Source organism: Tabrizicola sp., assembly GCF_041911175.1.
Lineage (GTDB): Bacteria > Pseudomonadota > Alphaproteobacteria > Rhodobacterales > Rhodobacteraceae > Tabrizicola.
Window position 1 is genome coordinate 74,094 of record NZ_JAYRPN010000127.1, and the last position, 17,237, is coordinate 91,330.

17 protein-coding genes are annotated in these 17,237 nt (G+C 68.1%); 8 read left to right on the forward strand and 9 right to left on the reverse strand.

Features of this window, described 5'->3' with window-relative positions:
* Window positions 1-29 precede the first annotated feature (29 nt).
* Complete coding sequence (locus ACE3P6_RS17700; protein ID WP_374397695.1) at window positions 30-995, reverse strand: phosphoribosylaminoimidazolesuccinocarboxamide synthase; 966 nt, start codon at window positions 993-995, stop codon at window positions 30-32.
* A gap of 49 nt (window positions 996-1,044) precedes the next feature.
* Entirely contained in the window at window positions 1,045-1,353 is a 309-nt protein-coding gene (locus ACE3P6_RS17705) for a hypothetical protein (RefSeq protein ID WP_374397697.1), read from the reverse strand.
* Window positions 1,354-1,537: 184 nt separating this feature from the next.
* Here ACE3P6_RS17705 and ACE3P6_RS17710 point away from each other — a divergent pair, with 184 nt between their 5' ends.
* Both ACE3P6_RS17710 and ACE3P6_RS17715 read left to right on the forward strand, forming a co-directional pair.
* Entirely contained in the window at window positions 1,538-1,672 is a 135-nt protein-coding gene (locus ACE3P6_RS17710) for an entericidin A/B family lipoprotein (protein WP_374376747.1), read from the forward strand.
* 131 nt (window positions 1,673-1,803) lie between these two features.
* Window positions 1,804-2,004, forward strand: coding sequence for a hypothetical protein (locus tag ACE3P6_RS17715; protein WP_374397699.1), 201 nt, complete (start codon window positions 1,804-1,806; stop codon window positions 2,002-2,004).
* A gap of 103 nt (window positions 2,005-2,107) precedes the next feature.
* Here the strand turns inward: ACE3P6_RS17715 and lepA are convergent, their stop codons facing one another.
* Both lepA and ACE3P6_RS17725 read right to left on the reverse strand, forming a co-directional pair.
* A complete protein-coding gene (gene lepA, locus ACE3P6_RS17720; protein ID WP_374397701.1) occupies window positions 2,108-3,907 on the reverse strand; it encodes a translation elongation factor 4 in 1,800 nt (599 codons plus the stop codon).
* Window positions 3,908-3,995: 88 nt separating this feature from the next.
* Window positions 3,996-4,646 carry a pyridoxamine 5'-phosphate oxidase family protein gene (locus ACE3P6_RS17725; RefSeq protein ID WP_374397702.1) on the reverse strand — a complete coding sequence of 217 codons (651 nt, stop codon included), beginning with the start codon at window positions 4,644-4,646 and terminating at the stop codon, window positions 3,996-3,998.
* Window positions 4,647-4,874: 228 nt separating this feature from the next.
* Between ACE3P6_RS17725 and ACE3P6_RS17730 the strand changes: the two genes are divergently transcribed.
* Window positions 4,875-5,183 (forward strand): hypothetical protein, encoded by a 309-nt coding sequence (locus ACE3P6_RS17730; protein WP_374397704.1) that lies wholly within the window; start codon window positions 4,875-4,877, stop codon window positions 5,181-5,183.
* Window positions 5,184-5,330: 147 nt separating this feature from the next.
* On the opposite strand, the gene rpmB is transcribed toward ACE3P6_RS17730, so the two are convergent.
* Complete coding sequence (gene rpmB, locus ACE3P6_RS17735; RefSeq protein WP_374376968.1) at window positions 5,331-5,618, reverse strand: 50S ribosomal protein L28; 288 nt, start codon at window positions 5,616-5,618, stop codon at window positions 5,331-5,333.
* A gap of 184 nt (window positions 5,619-5,802) precedes the next feature.
* On the opposite strand from rpmB, the gene ACE3P6_RS17740 reads away from it, so the two are divergent.
* A complete protein-coding gene (locus ACE3P6_RS17740) occupies window positions 5,803-6,696 on the forward strand; it encodes a DMT family transporter (RefSeq protein ID WP_374397706.1) in 894 nt (297 codons plus the stop codon).
* Here the strand turns inward: ACE3P6_RS17740 and meaB are convergent.
* A complete protein-coding gene (gene meaB / locus ACE3P6_RS17745; RefSeq protein WP_374397708.1) occupies window positions 6,686-7,669 on the reverse strand; it encodes a methylmalonyl Co-A mutase-associated GTPase MeaB in 984 nt (327 codons plus the stop codon). The two genes, ACE3P6_RS17740 and meaB, sit on opposite strands and share 11 nt — an antisense overlap.
* A 247-nt stretch (window positions 7,670-7,916) precedes the next feature.
* On the opposite strand from meaB, the gene hrpB reads away from it, so the two are divergent.
* From hrpB to ACE3P6_RS17760, 3 genes are all read left to right on the forward strand, one after another.
* Window positions 7,917-10,322, forward strand: a complete 2,406-nt coding sequence (gene hrpB / locus ACE3P6_RS17750) for an ATP-dependent helicase HrpB (protein ID WP_374397711.1) — start codon at window positions 7,917-7,919, stop codon at window positions 10,320-10,322.
* A gap of 162 nt (window positions 10,323-10,484) precedes the next feature.
* On the forward strand, window positions 10,485-11,759 hold the full coding sequence (locus ACE3P6_RS17755) for a DUF2330 domain-containing protein (RefSeq protein ID WP_374397713.1): 1,275 nt from the start codon (window positions 10,485-10,487) through the stop codon (window positions 11,757-11,759).
* Window positions 11,760-11,857: 98 nt separating this feature from the next.
* Window positions 11,858-13,051, forward strand: a complete 1,194-nt coding sequence (locus tag ACE3P6_RS17760) for an MFS transporter (protein WP_374397715.1) — start codon at window positions 11,858-11,860, stop codon at window positions 13,049-13,051.
* A 12-nt stretch (window positions 13,052-13,063) separates the two neighbouring features.
* Here the strand turns inward: ACE3P6_RS17760 and ACE3P6_RS17765 are convergent, their stop codons facing one another.
* From ACE3P6_RS17765 to ACE3P6_RS17775, 3 genes are all read right to left on the reverse strand, one after another.
* A complete protein-coding gene (locus ACE3P6_RS17765; RefSeq protein ID WP_374397717.1) occupies window positions 13,064-13,558 on the reverse strand; it encodes a DUF1993 family protein in 495 nt (164 codons plus the stop codon).
* Window positions 13,559-13,753: 195 nt separating this feature from the next.
* Window positions 13,754-14,680, reverse strand: a complete 927-nt coding sequence (argF, locus tag ACE3P6_RS17770) for an ornithine carbamoyltransferase (protein WP_374397719.1) — start codon at window positions 14,678-14,680, stop codon at window positions 13,754-13,756.
* An 80-nt stretch (window positions 14,681-14,760) separates the two neighbouring features.
* On the reverse strand, window positions 14,761-15,951 hold the full coding sequence (locus ACE3P6_RS17775; RefSeq protein ID WP_374397721.1) for an aspartate aminotransferase family protein: 1,191 nt from the start codon (window positions 15,949-15,951) through the stop codon (window positions 14,761-14,763).
* 291 nt (window positions 15,952-16,242) lie between these two features.
* Between ACE3P6_RS17775 and ACE3P6_RS17780 the strand changes: the two genes are divergently transcribed.
* Window positions 16,243-17,175 carry a Hint domain-containing protein gene (locus ACE3P6_RS17780; RefSeq protein WP_374397723.1) on the forward strand — a complete coding sequence of 311 codons (933 nt, stop codon included), beginning with the start codon at window positions 16,243-16,245 and terminating at the stop codon, window positions 17,173-17,175.
* Window positions 17,176-17,237 lie beyond the last annotated feature (62 nt).

The window sequence follows — 17,237 nt, forward strand, 5'->3', positions numbered from 1 at the left end:
TGGAATTCACTGTTGTTAGCGCAAACAACTCAGGCCGTGAAGAACGGTGTCAGGTTGGTCCGGATCCGGTCGAGCGGCGTGGCTTCGCTGGTATCGGGCACGAAGGGCTGGCCGGTGATAGCCTCGAACGCCTCGATGTAGACCAGTGCCGTTTTCTCGATCATTTCCAGCGGGATATCAGGCACCGGGTCCTTGTAGGGATCGCAGCGCGCGACGACCCAGGCGCGGATCACATCCTTGTCGAAGCTCGGCGGGCGGGTGCCGCTTTCGAAGGCCTGCTGATAGCCCTCGGCGATCCAGTAGCGGCTGGAATCGGGGGTGTGGATTTCATCGGCGAGGAGGATGTTGCCGTCCACATCGGTGCCGAATTCGTATTTCGTATCGACCAGGATAAGGCCTTGTTTTCGCGCCATTTCCTGACCGCGGGCAAAAAGGGCAAGCGCCTTCGCGCTGACTTCGTCCCATTGGGCGCGGGTCAACAGGCCGGAGGCCAGGATTTCGTCGGCGGTCAACGGTTCGTCATGGCCGCCATCGAAGGCTTTCGAGGTGGGAGTGATGATCGCCTGCGGCAGGGCTTCGTTGTCGCGCAGGCCGTCCGGCAGGGTGTGTCCGTACATGACCCGCGCACCGGTCTTGTACCGGGTCAGGATCGAGGTCGAGGTGGTTCCGGCAAGGTAGCCGCGAACGACGATTTCGACGGGCAGGATGGTCAGTTTCTTGCCCAGCACCACGTTCGGGTCCGGGTAGGAGATGACGTGGTTCGCCGCGATGTCACCCGTGTTGTCGAACCAGTAGCGGGCAAGCTGGGTCAGCACCTGGCCCTTCCAGGGGATCACCGCAAGTATCTGATCGAACGCGGAAATCCGGTCAGAGGAGATCAAAAGTCGGGTGTCGTCGGGCAAGTCGTAGCAGTCGCGGACCTTGCCGAAATAGGGGTTGGGCAGTTCCGGAATCCGCGCCTGCGTCAGGCTGCGGGAAAGGTCGATCTGGCGCATGGCAGGCCCCCGTTTCGGTGCCTGCTTCTTGGGGGTTTTGCAGGATGAGTCAAGGCTGCTTGGGGCAGTCCAGGCTTCCCCGCATCTCGCCGCTGTCGCCGGTGAGGGTGCTGTCGCGCAGCTTGCAACCAGTCACGCGGGGGATCAGTTCGATCATCGTGGCGCGAATTTCCTGATGCTCGCCGCGATGGGCATAGCCAAGGCGGATGACCTCCACCCGCTCACCCTTCTGGAAGACGGTATAATCCCGCCCGTCAAGGTTAACGTCGGTGCGGGTCGCACCCAGGAATTCGGGGGCCGGAGAGGCGCCACAGGCGGCCAGAAAGAGAAGCGGGACCAGGGGGATATGGGGTTTCATGGGTCGAGTGTGGCAGAGCTTGGTTAACAGGGGGTTAAGCGTCTGGCTTGCGTATGGATCCGGTATGGCTTCCGTCCATATGGGCGGTGGCTTGCGCGGATGTCGACCTTCGCGACGGACGCTGCCGGAACGGGACGCGATCTGGCGGGTTATTCGCATGGATATGCAACGAAGGACCTGATCCATGACCCGTACTCTTGCCCTCCTCGCCCTGCTGGGCCTTGCCGCCTGCGAAACCGTCGAAGGCGCGGGCCGCGACCTGACGACCGCCGGGGAAGCGATCACCGAAGAGGCGCAGGAGACGCAAGCCGGGATGTAGGCAGAGAGCCGCCGGTTTGGTGGTGCTGGACGGGAGGAAGGCCGCCGACCCTGCCTGGCGGGGAGCGATCCCCGATGCAGCGGGCGCGGCAGGCGGGCAGGATCGGGACCGCAACCTTGGAGGGTGATGTGATGAAGACTGTGAAGCTTTTGGGCGTGCTGGCCTGTGCAGTGGCGCTGTCGGGCTGCCTGGATACGGATACCGAACGCGGGCTTGCCGGGGCGGCAGGCGGCGCGGTGATCGCGGATGTGACGGGCGGAAACGCGCTGACCGGGGCGGTCGTCGGCGGCGCTGCGGGGGTGTTCTGCGATGACCTCGGGGTCTGCAAGTAGGCTTGCCGGGGAGTCGGGGTGAACCCCGACCTACGCAGGGCGGGCGACCGTCGCGGCGAATGCGTCAGTTGATGCGGAGGGCGCGCGAAAACGCGCCTCTCGCTCACCCATCCATCTTCAGCGCCGCGATGAACGCCTCCTGCGGGATTTCCACCTTCCCGAACTGGCGCATCTTCTTCTTGCCCGCCTTCTGCTTCTCCAGCAGCTTCTTCTTCCGGGTCGCGTCCCCGCCGTAGCACTTCGCGGTCACGTCCTTGCGCATGGCGGACAGGGTCTCGCGGGCGATCACCCTCCCCCCAATCGCCGCCTGGATCGGGATCTTGAACATGTGCCTCGGGATCAGGTCCTTCAGCTTCTCCACCATCGACCGGCCGCGGGCCTCGGCGCGGTCGCGGTGGACCATCATGCTCAGCGCGTCGACAGGTTCGTCGTTCACCAGGATCGACATCTTGACCAGGTTGTCCTCGCGGTATTCGCTGATCTGGTAGTCGAAGCTCGCGTAGCCCTTGGTCACCGATTTCAGCCGGTCGTAGAAGTCGAAGACCACTTCGGCCAGCGGCAGGTCGTATTCGACCATCGCCCGCGACCCGGCGTAGGTGAGGTTCAGCTGGATGCCGCGGCGGTCCTGGCAGAGTTTCAGAATGTCGCCGAGGTAGTCGTCGGGCACCATGATCGTGGCCTTGATCCGCGGCTCCTCGATATGGTCGACGTAAGTGAGGTCGGGCATGTCGGCGGGGTTGTGGAGGTCACGGACCTCGCCGTCCTTCATGTACAGCTTGAAGACCACGGACGGGGCGGTGGTGATCAGGTCGAGGTCGTATTCGCGTTCGAGCCGGTCACGGACGACTTCGAGGTGCAGAAGGCCGAGGAAGCCCATGCGGAAGCCGAAGCCGAGGGCAGCGGAGGTTTCCATCTCGTAGGTGAAGCTGGCGTCGTTCAGGGCGAGTTTCTCGATGGCGTCGCGCAGGGCCTCGAAGTCGGCGGCGTCGACCGGGAAGAGGCCGCAGAAGACCACGGGGACCGAGGGTTTGAAGCCGGGAAGCGGCGCGTCTGTGGGTTTGCGTTCGTGGGTGATGGTGTCGCCCACCTTGGTGTCGCGGACCTGCTTGATCGAGGCGGTGAAGACGCCGATCTCGCCGGGGCCAAGCTCGGGGATGTCGACCATCTGGGGTTTCAGCACGGCCAGCTTGTCGATGCCGTAGACGGCGCCGGTCTGCATCATCTTGATGCGGTCGCCCTTGCGGACCACGCCATCGACGATGCGGATCATGACGACGACGCCGAGGTAGGCGTCATACCAGCTGTCGACGAGCATGGCTTTCAGCGGCGCGTTGCGGTCGCCCTTCGGGGCGGGCAGGCGGTGGACGATGGCCTCCAGCACATCGGGGATGCCGAGGCCGGTCTTGGCGCTGATCGGGATGGCGTCACTGGCGTCGAGGCCGATCACGTCCTCGATGTTCTGCTTCACCCGCTCGGGCTCCGCCGCAGGAAGGTCGATCTTGTTCAGGACCGGGACGATCTCGTGGCCAGCGTCGAGGGCCTGGTAGACGTTGGCGAGCGTCTGGGCCTCGACGCCCTGGGAGGCGTCGACCACCAGAAGCGAGCCTTCGACGGCGCGCATGGAGCGGGAGACCTCGTAGGCGAAGTCGACGTGGCCGGGGGTGTCGATCAGGTTCAGGATATAGGTCTGGCCGTCCTTCGCCGGATATTCGATCCGGACGGTGTTGGCCTTGATGGTGATGCCGCGTTCGCGCTCGATATCCATCGAGTCGAGGAGCTGGGCCTGCATGTCGCGTTCGGCGACCGTGCCCGTCGACTGGATCAGCCGGTCGGCCAGCGTGGATTTGCCGTGGTCGATATGCGCCACGATGGAGAAATTGCGGATGCGGTCGAGCGTGATCATGCGGGCGCGTATAGCTTAGCGCGCGGGGGGCGGGAAGGGCTTATGCGCAAGGGAAAATGGCGCAGAGTTGGTGGCTTCGGCGGCGGGGTCAGCCGATGCGGTAACCGCTGGCGTAGCCGGGCACGGGCAGGCCGGGCGCAAGATCGGGGGCGGGTTCGGGCTGGCCCACCGCGAGGTGGATCGGGATCACCCCGGCCCAGACCGGCCAGCTGCTGTCCCCGGGCGTCTCGGTGGCATGGCCGGTGGAGAGTTTCGCCGAAGCCTCGGTGAGGGGCAATGAGAGGATGCGGGTGGCTTTCAGCTCTTGCGGGGTGATCGGGCGAAGCGCGTTCCAGCGGTCGGGGAACATCTGCTCCATCATGGCCCGGAGATGAGCTTCCTTGGCAGCGGCACCTTCCACGACTTCGGCGGTTCCGAAGACCATGACCGAGCGATAATTGACCGAGTGTTCAAAGCCGGAACGGGCGAGGACCATGCCGTCGAGGAGGGTCACGGTGAGGCAGACCTGTTCGTCCGCGGCACGCTTCTGCATCCGGCTGGCCGAGGAGCCGTGCCAGTAGACACGGTCGCCCTTGCGCCACTGCAGGGTGGGGGTGACGACCGGGGAACCGTCGACGATGTGGCCGACATGGGCGACTGGCATCGTGTCGAGAATCGCGTCGATGACGGCGCGGTCGTAGGCGGCCTTCTCATGCAGGCGGCGGATGCGGGTGCGAGGAGTGGGGGCGGGATGCGACATGGCGTCGTGAGCTTCCTTGGTGCAGTCGGGCGGGAATGGGCCCGCTACTTCATCTTGTAGCAAGGGCCGGGCAGGCCCGCGAGGGGTTGCGGATTCCTGCCGATTCACGCCAAGCCACTGTAAGGGCTTGAAAAATTCGCGTGGACTTGGCATGATCGCTTCTACAATATGACCGGCGGTGGGATGGGTGACGTGCCCGGCCATGCCCGGCGAAAGAGGCAGAAGCGAATGAAACCCTACGTGCTTGTGGCCGCCGCTGCGGCCTTTTTCCCGGTGATGTCCAGCGTTGCGATGGCCGGCCCGATCGAGCGGGCCTGCATGGCCTCGGATCGCGGCGGCAACCGGTCGCTGTGCGGCTGCATCCAGCAGGCGGCGGACATGACGCTGTCGGGCGGCGATCAGAAGCGGGCGGCGAAGTTCTTCAAGGACCCGGATGCGGCCCATGCGACCTGGATTTCGCAGTCGAAGTCGGACGATGCCTTCTGGGAGCGCTACAAGAGCTTCGGCCAGACCGCCGAGGCCTATTGCGGCGGCTGATCTTCGCCAGAGGTATTCGCGCGGAATGGCGGGTTGGCGCCCGCCCCTCCCTGCGGAACCCTCGGTAGCCAACCCGCCGTCCGGTCGAAACGCGAAAGGCCCCGCCTCCATTCGGAAGGCGGGGCCTTTGCTTTCAGGTCAGCCGGATCAGGCCGAGGCTTGCGCCTTGGCGATGTCCTTCTTGATCTTCAGCGCATTGGCCGACAGTTCGTCGTCCTTGGCCTTGGCGAGATAGGCGTCGAGGCCGCCGCGATGGTCGACCGAGCGCAGCGCCGCCGCGGTGACGCGGAACTTGAACGACTGGCCGAGCACGTCGGAGATCAGCGTGACCTCGTTCAGGTTCGGGAGGAACCGGCGACGGCTCTTGTTGTTGGCGTGGCTGATCGTGTTGCCGGACATCGGCCCCTTGCCGGTGAGTTCGCAGACGCGCGACATTGCGGTGTTCCTTCGATTCGTCAAAAGCGGGAGAAGGCGGGGAATCCCCGACCCTCGAATTCGATTGGCCGCGTGTAAGGGGAATCCCCGGCGGCGTCAAGCGGTCAGGCAGCCCCTCATGCCCGCCTGCTTCGGGTTGCGATCCCGGCGGTCGCATGCCACGGAAGCGGGCGAGGGAGACAACATGGCCTTTCCGATCCACGAACTTGCGGCGCTGGGGACCGCGACCTGCTGGGCGACGACGGGGATCATCGCCTCGGACGCGATCCGGGCGCTTGGGGCGTTCCATTTCAACCTGATCCGGCAGGTCTTCGTCTCGCTGATTCTGGCGGGAGTAGTGCTGGCCTCGGGCATGCTGGCGCTGCCGGGATGGCAGTCGGTGGCGGTGCTGGCCGTGTCGGGGGTGGTCGGCATTCTGCTGGGCGACACGCTGAACTTTGCCGCGGTGGGGCGGCTGGGGCCGCGCCGGGCGGGGGCGGTCTTCGCGCTGAACGCGCCGATGGCGGCGGTGCTGGGCTGGCTGGTGCTGGGCGAAAGGCTGGGGGGCCAGGCCTGGGCCGGGATCGCGCTGACCATCGCGGGGGTGGCGCTGGCGATCATGGGGCGCCCGCCCAGTGGCGCGCACCGGCTGGAACAGGTCTGGGGCGGCCTGCGGCTGGGGGTGCTATTCGGTCTTGGCGCGGCGCTGGGACAGGCGGCGGGCGCCCTGATCGCGCGGCCTTACATGGCGGGTGGGCTCGACCCCTATGTCGGCTCGCTGATCCGGGTGGGGGCTTCGGGGCTGGCGATGGGAGTGGTGGCCGCCCTGCCCTTCGCGCCCCACAGGCCGCGGCAGGTGTCCGGGAAGCTGCTGGTGCTGACCGCACTGACCGCGCTGATCGGCCTGCTGCTGGGGATGACCCTGTTCCTGTACGCCCTGCAAGGGTCGCAGACCGGAATCATCGCGACGCTGTCGGCGACCTCGCCGGTGATCATCCTGCCGCTTCTGTGGCTGCGGACCGGGCAGCGGCCAAGCGCGACCAGCTGGGCGGGGGCGGCGCTGGCGGTGGCGGGGCTGGCCCTGATCTTCACGCGCTAGGGGGGCGTCCCAGAAGGCGCAACATCTCGGCGGCGGCGGCTTCGGGCGAAAGATCGCCAATGGCCACGCGGTTGCCAAGGCTGGCCATCAGGCCTTTCTGCGGTTCGCGGGACAGGGCGGCAAGCAGGCCCTCACGGACCTCGGCCTCGAACCAGTGGCGGGCCTGGGCGGCGCGGGCGCGGGTCCAGTGGCCCTGCTCTTTCCGCCATGCGACCAGGCTTTGCATATCCGCCCAGGCCTGGGCCAGGCCTTCGGCCTCCAGAGCCGAAACCGGCAGGGCCTTGGGGAACCCGGCCGGGTCCTGCGGGCGGCGCCTCAGAAGGTGCAGCGCCCCGGCATAGTCGGCGACGGTACGCATCGCGGCGGGCTTCAACTCGCCGTCGGCCTTGTTGACGAGGATCAGGTCCGCCATCTCCATGATGCCACGTTTGACGCCTTGCAATTCGTCGCCACCAGCGGGGGCGAGGAGGAGGAGGAAGAGGTCGCTCAGTTCCGCGACGACGGTTTCGGACTGTCCGACGCCCACGGTTTCGATCAGGACCACATCAAAACCTGCCGCCTCGCACAGCGCCACCGCCTCGCGGGTGCGGCGGGCGACGCCGCCGAGTTGCGACTGGCTGGGCGAGGGGCGGATGAAGGCGAGCGGGTCGCGGGAAAGCCGTTCCATCCGGGTCTTGTCGCCGAGGATCGAGCCGCCGGAGCGGGCGGAGGACGGATCGACGGCAAGGACCGCGACCTTGAGGCCCTGCCCCGTCAGCATCAGGCCGAAGGCCTCGATGAAGGTGGACTTGCCGACGCCGGGCGTGCCGGAGAGGCCGATGCGCAGCGCCTGCGGGCCCTGCCGCAGGGCATCCAGCAGCGCCAGCGCCTCGGCCCGGTGGTCGGGGCGGGCGCTTTCCACCACTGTGATGGCGCGGGCCAGCGCCCGGCGGTCACCGGCACGGATCAGTCGGGCGCGTTCGGTGGTGTCCATGTTCCCTCGCGTTTCCGCCTTATTGCCGGATGCGGGCGGACTTGGCGAGAGGCGATCGGGCGGCGGCGCGGGTGGGGACGGTTTTCACAAGGAGCGCTGGCGCGCGAAGACTCCTTGTCTCGCCGTCCTGCGCGCGAAGGGGCGCGCAGGACGGCTCGGACGTGCCTCCGGCGGGGATATTTGGGCAAATGTGAAAGGGGCGCAGGCGGGTCTGGCCTTGGGCGGGGGCGCTTGCGATAAGCGGGGCATGGTCGAGCTGCCGGTTTCCCATGCGTTGCCCGAACTTGCCGAGGCGCTTGTCTCGCGCAGTATGGCGGTGCTGCAAGCGCCGCCGGGGGCGGGGAAGACGACGCTAGTACCGCTGGACCTGCTGGCGCGGAACGTGGTCGTGGGGCGCATCCTGATGCTGGAGCCGCGGCGGCTGGCGGCAAGGGCCTCGGCGGAGCGGATGGCCGAGACCCTGGGCGAGCCGGTGGGGCGCACGGTCGGCTACCGCATCCGGGGCGAGGCGAAAGCATCGGCGGCGACGCGGGTCGAGGTGGTGACCGAGGGCATCCTGACCCGGATGATCCAGTCGGACCCGGAGCTTGCGAGCGTCGGGCTGGTGATCTTCGACGAATTCCACGAGCGGTCGCTGAACGCCGACCTGGGGCTGGCGCTGTGCCTGGAGGTGCGGGGGGCGCTGCGCGAGGATCTGAAACTGCTGGTCATGTCGGCGACGCTGGACGCAGGCCCGGTGGCGGCGCTGATGGGCGGGGCGCCGGTGGTGACCTCCGGGGGACGGGCCTTTTCGGTCGAGACGCGCTGGTTGCCCCGGCCTGCGGATGCGTCGCTGCGGCTGGAAGCGATGGTCGCGGCGGCGGTGAAGGCGGCCTTGGAGGAGACCGAAGGCGGGATGCTGGTCTTCTTGCCGGGGGAAGGCGAAATCCGGCGGGTGGAGGGGTTGCTCGCGGGCCTGCCGGGCGTCGTGGTGCGGCCCCTCTTCGGCGCGATGGATTTCGCGGCGCAACGGGCGGCTTTGGCGCCGGTGGAGGGGCGGAAGGTGGTGCTGGCGACCTCGATCGCCGAGACTTCGCTGACCCTGCCGGACATTCGCGTCGTGGTGGATGCCGGCCGGGCGCGGCGGGCGCGGTTCGATCCGAACTCGGGCATGTCGCGGCTGGTGACGGAGCGGATCACGAAGGCCGAGGCGGAACAGCGCCGGGGTCGGGCGGGGCGCGTGGCCGAGGGGGTATGCTACCGGCTCTGGACGAAGGGCGAGGAGGGAGGCCTTGCGCCCTACCCGCCCGCCGAGATCGAGGTGGCGGACCTTGCCGGGCTGGCCTTGGAGCTGGCGCTCTGGGGTGGGGCGGAGCTGCCGTTCCTGACCCCGCCCCCCGCCGGTCCCTTGGCTGAAGCGCGAAGTCTGCTTCAGGGGCTGGGCGCATTGGACATGCACGGGCATATCACCGCGCATGGGCGGGTGCTGGCGGGCCTGCCGCTGCACCCGAGGCTGGGGCACATGCTGGCGGTGGCAGGGCCGGAGGCGGCGGAACTGGCGGCTCTGCTGGCGGAGCGCGATCCGTGGCGGGGGGCGGGACCGGACCTGGCCCTGCGGATGCAGGCGATCCGGCGACCGGGGCCGGAAGCGGACCGGGGCGTGGTGGAGCGCGTCCGCGCCGAGGCGAAGCGGCTGGCAGCGGCGGCGCGGGGGGGTGCCTCGGGGTATTCGCTGGCCGAGATGGCAGCGCTGGCCTACCCGGACCGGATCGGGCTGCGGCGGAAGGGCGAGGCGCCGCGCTGGGTGCTGTCGGGCGGCAAGGGGGCGGCGATGGCTGCCGGTCTGGCCCTGTCGGGGGCGCGGCTGATCGTGGCGACCGACCTCGACGGCGACGCGCGCGAAGCGGTGGTGCGGCAGGCGGTGGCGATCAGCGAGGCCGAGGTCCGCGGGCTTTTTGCGGATCGCATCGGTTGGGTCGAGGTCTGCGAGTGGTCGAAGCGGGAAGGTCGCGTCACTTCGCGGCGGCAGGAAAGGCTGGGCGCGCTGGTGCTGGATGACTGGCAGTGGGAGGCGCCCCCGGAAGCGGTGGCAAAGGCGGCGCTGGAGGGGGTGCGACTGCTGGGGCTGCCCTGGTCGCCTGCGGCGCGACGGCTGCGGGCGCGGGCGCGGTTGGCGCGCAGCGAGGACTGGCCGGGGGTGGAGGATGCGGACCTGCTGGCCAGCGCCGAGGACTGGTTGCTGCCGCATCTTTCCGGCGTGAAGACGGAGGCGGCGATCCGGGGCCTTGACCTGCTGCCCGCGCTGCAGGGGTTGATCGGCTGGGACCGGCTGGCCGAGATGGACCGGCTGGTGCCGGGGAGTTTCGAGACGCCGCTCGGGAGGAAGATCCCGATCGACTATGAGGGCGAAGTCCCGGCGATCGAGGTGCGGTTGCAGGAGATGTTCGGGGTCACGCTGCATCCGCTGGTGGGGGCCGCGCGGATGCCGGTCCGGGTGACGCTGCTGTCGCCCGCGCAGCGCCCGGTGCAGGTGACGACCGACCTGCCGCGGTTCTGGGCGACGTCCTATGCCGACGTGAGGAAGGACATGCGGGGGGCCTACCCGCGCCATCCCTGGCCCGAGGACCCGACCGAGGCGGAGCCGACCTTGCGGGCGAAGCCGCGGGGGACCTGACGTTGCGCCCCTGGCGGGCGGCTGGGGGTTTCACACCCCCAGACCCCCGTGGAGTATTTCCCAAGGAGCAACCGTGTTTGGAAGAAGAGCGCTTTCCTGTTGCCCGAGGCGCATCGGAGGTGCAGCCTGAAGGCAGCTTTTCTCAGTATCGGAGGCCTGTTCATGCGTCCCCTGCCCCGCCTTGTCCTTGCCGCCGCGCTTTCACTTCTGGCCCCCGCCGCGCAGGCCTTCTGCGGCTTCTACGTCGCGCGGGCGGATGGCGACCTGTTCAACAAGGCCTCGATGGTGGTCTACACGCGGGCGGGCGACAGGTCGGTCATCACCATGTCCTCGGACTATCGCGGCGATCCGGCGGAGTTCGCGATGATCGTGCCGACGCCGAAGGTGCTGGACCGGGGCCAGGTCACGACGGTTCCGGCCGGGACGGTGGCGCATCTCGACCGCTACACCGCGCCCCGGCTGGTGGAGTACTTCGACGGCGACCCCTGCGTCGTGATCGAAGCGGAGCCGGTGGTGGCGGAAGCGGCCGGCGGGGGCGCCACCGGCAAGGAGCGTCGGGACGGGGCCAAGGCGCTGGGGGTGACCATCGAGCGCGAGTTCGCGGTCGGGTCCTACGACATCCAGATGCTCTCGGCCCGGCAATCGGACGGGCTGGCCGCGTTCCTGCGCGGCGAGGGCTACAGTCTGCCCGAAGGGGCCGAGGCGGCGCTGGCGGGCTATGTCGGCATGGGGATGAAGTTCTTCGTGGCAAAGGTGAACCTCACGCGCCATTCGGCCGAAGCGCGGCAGGAGCTGGAGCCGTTGCAGCTGAGCTTCCGGTCGAAGGACTTCATGCTGCCGATCCAGCTTGGCAAGCTGAACGGCGACGGGCCGCAGGACCTGATCGTGCTGGCGCTGACCCGCAAGGGGCGGACGGTGGTGACCAACTACATGACCAAGGAAATTCCCTCGGACGTGAACGTGCCGGTCTTCGTGTCGCAGGTCTTCCCGCAGTTCTACCGGGCGATGTTCGACCGGGCGGCGGGGACGGACGGGGCCTTCCTGGAATATGCCTGGGACATGGCCTGGTGCGACCCCTGCGCCGACGACCCGCTGACCCATGCCGAGTTCCGCCAACTGGGCGTCGACTGGGTGCGGAAGGCAGCTGCCGCGACGCCGGAGGTCTTCGTCACCCGCCTGCACATCCGCTATTCGCAGACCAGCTTCTTCGAGGACCTGAAGTTCGCCGTGACGGAGGAGCGCGAGAATTTCCAGGGCCGCTATATCCTGAACCACCCGTTCGAGGGCGAGATCACCTGTGCCGAGGGCAAGACCTATGTTGCCGAAACCCGGAAACGGATCGCGGCCGAGGCGGCGCTTCTGCGCAAGCTGACGGGGTGGAGTGCGGCGAACATCGCGTCGAACATCGCGAAGACGGCGCCCAAGCGCTACCGCTGAGGATTTCCTTTCAGCCCTGCAACATGGATTGATCGGGCCGCCCTTCCCCCTGCCCGGCGTGCGGATTATGACCGGCGCCAACAAACGAGGGCCAGACGATGCAGGGTGATGTTCAGGCGCGGCGCGCGCGGTGGGCGGTGGCGGCGATGTTCATGGCGAACGGCTTCGTCATGGGGGCCTGGGCACCGCAGATCCCGCTTCTGCTCCCCCGCCACGGCATCGGCGAAAGCACGCTGGGCCTGTTGATCCTTGTGCTGGGCTTCGGCGCGGTCAGCGCGATGCTGTTCTCGGGTCGGCTGATCGCCCGTCTCGGCGGTCGTGCCGTGCTGACGATCTTCTCGCTGGCGACGATCCCGGTCCTGCCCCTGGTGGTCTTTGCGCCGAACCTGTGGCTGCTGACGCCGATCCTGGTGGCCTTCGGGGCCGTGGTCGGCTGCATGGATGTCGCGATGAACGCACAGGCCGTCGAGGTTGAGCGCCGCCTGCACCGGGCGATCATGTCCTCCTCGCACGGGTTCTGGAGCCTGGGCGGCTTCATCGGCGGATCGGCGGGCGGTTTCCTGATCGCGCACCTTGGGGCCGGGCAGCAATCGCTGGTCGCCGCAGCCTTTGCGGCTGTGCTGGTCTTCGGCGCGATGCCCTTCCTGCTGCCCACGACCGCCGTTGCCGCAGCCGCAGAGGCGCCGGTTCGGCATCACCTCTTGCCGCGCGACCTGGGGCTTTGGCTGCTGGGCTTCATGGCCTTCTTCTCGATGGTGCCGGAGGGTGCGGTGCTGGACTGGGCGGCGATCTACCTGCAGAAGGAGCTGGGATCGGACGTCTTCCGCTCGGGCCTGGCCTTTGCCTTCTTCGCCGGTGCGATGGCGGTGATGCGCTTCGCGGGCGACCATGCCCGCAACCGCTTCGGCGCGGTCAGGACGCTGCGCGTGTCGGGCCTGGTCGGGGCTGCGGGGCTGATGGGTGGGGCGTTGGCGCCGGCCGACTGGTTCGCCATCGTCAGCTTCGCGCTTGCGGGGCTTGGCGTCGCGAACATGGTGCCGATCATGTTCTCGGCCGCCGGGAACCGCCCCGGCGTTCCCTCGGCTGTGGGGATCTCGACCGTGACGATGGTCGGCTACTCCGGCATCCTGGTCGCCCCGGCCTCGATCGGCTATGCGGCGGAACATTTCGGCTATCGGCCGACCTATGCCACCCTGTCGCTGTTGCTGGTCACCGTCGCGCTGCTGGCGGCGAAGGCGGCGGATGCAGACGGCCTGCGGCGCGAAGAGGGGCCGGTGCCGCTGCCCGTCTGACCAGCTGCCCGGTCAGGGTGCGCCCATGTAGTCGCGCTTGCCCAGCTCCACCCCGTTCGCGCGCAGGATGTCGTAGGCGGTGGTGACGTGGAAGAAGAACTGCGGCAGCGCGTAGAAGGACAGGAACTCGTCGCCCTTCAGCATCATGTCGCGGCCCCCGGCCTTGAAATGCACCTCGCGGCTGTCGGCGTGGGCAAAGTCGGCAGCCTGGAAGCCGCCCATGTAGCCCCGCGCCGCGGCGATCCGGTCCTTCAGCTCGGCGAAGGTGGTCTCGGTGTCGGGGAAGCCCTTCGGCTCTGCCCCCGCCAGCCGGGCGGTGCCGCGGGCAGCGAAGTCGCAGGCAAGCTGCACCTGGCGGGCGAAGGGGAACATGTCGGGGAAAAGCCGCGCGGCAAGGATGACCTCGGGCTTGATCTTCTTTGCCGCGCAATAGGTATCGGCCTTGTCGAGGATGGTGGCCAGGGCTGACAGGAAACGGTCGAAGACGGCGACGGAGCGGCGGTGCATGGGGGCCTCCTTTGGCTTTGGGCCAAGGTGGCGGATGCTGGCGCGAAAGAAAAGGGGAAGCGGCGATTTCGCCGCTCACTCCGCCAGCGCCTCGCCTCGCAGGACGCGCCGGGCGAGGTTAACCGTTTCCTAACAAGCAAAGGTCAACGCGTTGATATCATTGACTATGGCTTGCCTGTCCACAGTGGACACGCTCTACACCCCCAGGCACCAGCGCATCACCGCCTTCTGGGCGTGGAGGCGGTTTTCGGCCTCGTCGAAGATCACCGAATGCGGGCCGTCCATCACCGCGCTGGTCGCCTCATCGTTGCGATGCGCAGGCAGGCAGTGCATGAACAGGCTGTCGGGCTTGGCGCGCGACATCAGTTGCTCGTTCACCTGATAGGGCCGGAGCTGGTTGTGGCGGCGTTCCTTGGCGGATTCGGGATCGTGCATCGAGACCCAGGTGTCCGTCACGACCAGATCGGCGCCCTCGACTGCGGTGAAGGGGTCGCGCTGGATGGTGATCTTCGAGCCCTTCTCGCGGGCGAAGGCGACGAACTTGTCTTCCGGGTCCAGCGTTTCCGGCCCGGTGAAGGTGAAGTCGAAGCCGAACTGCCCGGCGGCATGCAGAAAGCTTGCTGCGACGTTGTTGCCGTCGCCGCACCAGACGACCTTCCTGCCCGCGATGGGACCGCGGTGTTCCTCGTAGGTCATGACGTCGGCCATGATCTGGCAGGGATGGGTGCGGTTGGTCAGGCCGTTGATCACCGGCACGGTGGCGTGTTCGGCCATTTCCAGAAGCGTCGCCTCCTCGAAGGTGCGGATCATGATCAGGTCGACGTAGCGGGAAAGGACCCGGGCAGTGTCGGCGATGGTTTCGCCGTGGCCAAGCTGCATTTCCTTGCCGGAGAGCACCATCGTCTCGCCGCCCATCTGGCGGACGCCCACGTCGAAGGACACGCGGGTGCGGGTCGAGGGTTTCTCGAAGATCAGCGCGACCATGCGGCCCTTGAGCGGGGTCTCGTCGTCGGGCGAGCCCTTCGGGCGGCCATTGCGGGCTGTCTTCATCGCCTGGGCATTGTCGATCATGGCGCGCAGGTCGGCAGGGGCGGTCTTGTGGATGTCGAGGAAGTGGTTCATGTCGTTTCGCTTTTTGATCCGGCAGAACCGGGGGTTTCACACCCCCGGACCCCCGTGGGATATTTGGGGACAGAAAATGCTCAGGCGGCTCGTTCCAGCTGGGTGGCAGCCTGGTCGAGGCGGGTAAGGCCCTCGGCAATGTCGGCGTCGGGGATGTTCAGCGCCGGAAGCAGGCGCAGCACGTTGTCGGCGGCAGCGACGGTCAGGACGCCGGCCGCGTAGCCCGCCTTCACCACATCCGCCGGGGCGGGCTTGCATTTCAGGCCCAGCATCAGGCCCTCGCCCCGGACAGCCTCGAAGACTGTCGGATGGCGGGCGACGAGGCTTTCGAGGCCCTGCCGGAAGAGTGCCCCCTTGCGGGCGACCTCGGCCAGGAAGGCGGGGTCGGCGATGATCCCGGTGACTTTCGCCCCCACGGCACAGCCGAGCGGGTTGCCGCCATAGGTGGAGCCGTGGGTGCCCGCCGTCATGCCCGAAGCGGCGCGTTCGGTCGCCAGCACCGCGCCCAGCGGGAAGCCGCCGCCGATGCCTTTCGCCACCATCATGATGTCCGGCGTCACCCCCGCCCATTCGTGGGCAAAGAGCCGCCCGGTCCGACCCATGCCGCATTGCACCTCGTCGAAGATGAGGAGCGTGCCGGTCTGGTCGCAAAGATCACGCAGGCCCTTCAGGCACTGGTCGGGGACGGTGCGGATGCCGCCTTCGCCCTGGATCGGCTCGATGATCACGGCGCAGGTCTTGTCGGTGATCGCCGCGCGGATCGCGGCGTGGTCGGCGTCGGTCGCAGGCCATTTCAGGTGGACGAAACCCGGCATCAGCGGTCCGAAGCCCTTGACCATCTTCTCCGACCCCGCCGCCGCGATGGCCCCGGTGGACCGGCCGTGGAAGGCGCCTTCGAAGGCGACGATCTCCACCCGCTCCGGCTGGCCCGCGTCATGGTGGAACTTGCGGGCCATCTTGATCGCCAATTCGGCGGTCTCGGTGCCGGAGTTGGTGAAGAAGACAGTGTCGGCGAAGGTGTTCTCGGTCAGCAGCTTCGCCAGCCGCTCCTGTTCCGGGATCGTGTAGACGTTGGACACATGCCAGAGCTTTTGCGCCTGCTCCGTCAAGGTCGCGACCAGCGCGGGATGGGCGTGCCCCAGCGCGTTCACCGCGATGCCCGAGCCGAGGTCGAGGTATCGCTGCCCGTCCTCGGCCCAAAGCCAGCTGCCCTCGCCCTTCACGAAGGACAGAGGCGCGCGGTTGTACGTCGGCAGGACGGACGGGATCATGGAACGGGGTCCTTCATCATGAAAGCCAATGGGTGCCCGAGGGCTGGCTGGGAGTCAACTTGGGGAGAGGACAGGCGCGATTGCGCCCATGACGGCGGGACAGGCGTCAGGCGCGACGGCGTCGGCGCGAAGCGGGGATATGAGTGGATCCTGCGGTCATGCCGCGTCAGTAGCGGGAATATGACGCGCGGTAAAGCGGTTTCGGGCACGCAGGGTTTTTCGCTGGCAATGACCTGTAAACGCTGGCAAGGCAGGATCGGGGGACGGGAAGGTCAGGGGTTCTGGACAGGCATGGTTGCTGAGCGCATCACTGTCGGCGTCTATGCGCTGGACCGGGTGATCCTGCCGAAACCGGCGGGGGCAAGGGGCTGGGCCAGGCGGCTGACCGAGGCGATGCCCGTGCTGGCCGAAGACGCCGAGCCGGTGGAAATCTCGCTGACCGAGGGGCCGGAGGGGCTGGCCCTCGCCCTGGACGCGCCGCTTGGCGGGGAACACCGGGCCGGAACCACCGTCGCGGTGGAGCCGGTCGAGGGGCGGGCGGGGCTGTTCCTGCTGCGTGTCGCCGGCAAGGCGGTGGCGCTCTCTTGCGCGCTGCCGTGGCAGCCGGGGTGCGAGCCGTCCCTGCTGGGATCACCGCTGTCCGGGGCGCTGGCGGCCTATGCGGCGGGCACGCTGATCGACACGCCCGACGGCCCTTGCCCGGTCGAGACGTTGGCGCCGGGCGATGCGGTCACGACGCTTGGCAATGGCTCGCGCCCGCTGCGCTGGGTCGGGCGGCGCCGGGTCGAGGTGGTGGAGATGCTGGCCCATCCGGGCCTGCGGCCTGTGTCCTTCGGCCCCGGCACGCTGGGCAACGGGCGCGATCTTCTGGTCTCGCCACAGCAACGGCTGCTGATCGACGACTGGCGCGCGGCGGTCTACTTCGGCGAGGACCGGGTGCTCGTCGCCGCGCAGGCGCTGGTCGACGACCAGGCGGCGCGGCTGGTTCTGCCCACGGCGCCCCTCGACTATGTGATGCTGCTCTGCGACCGGCACGAGGTGCTGCTGGCGGAAGGCACGCTGTCGGAAAGCTTCCATCCCGGCGAGGCCGGGCTGGATTCCCTTCCCCCGGACGAACGGGTGCGGCTGGGCGAGGTCTGCCCCGAGCCCGAGCTTCTGCGCCGCCGCGCCGCCTTTCCCATCGTGCGGAACGCCGAGGCGCGGGCGCTGCGCCTGCTGTCCTGAGCGCCCGGAAAGAGCCACCCTTGCGGCCCCCTGCCCCGGACGGATAGAATGGCCGGGTAGCA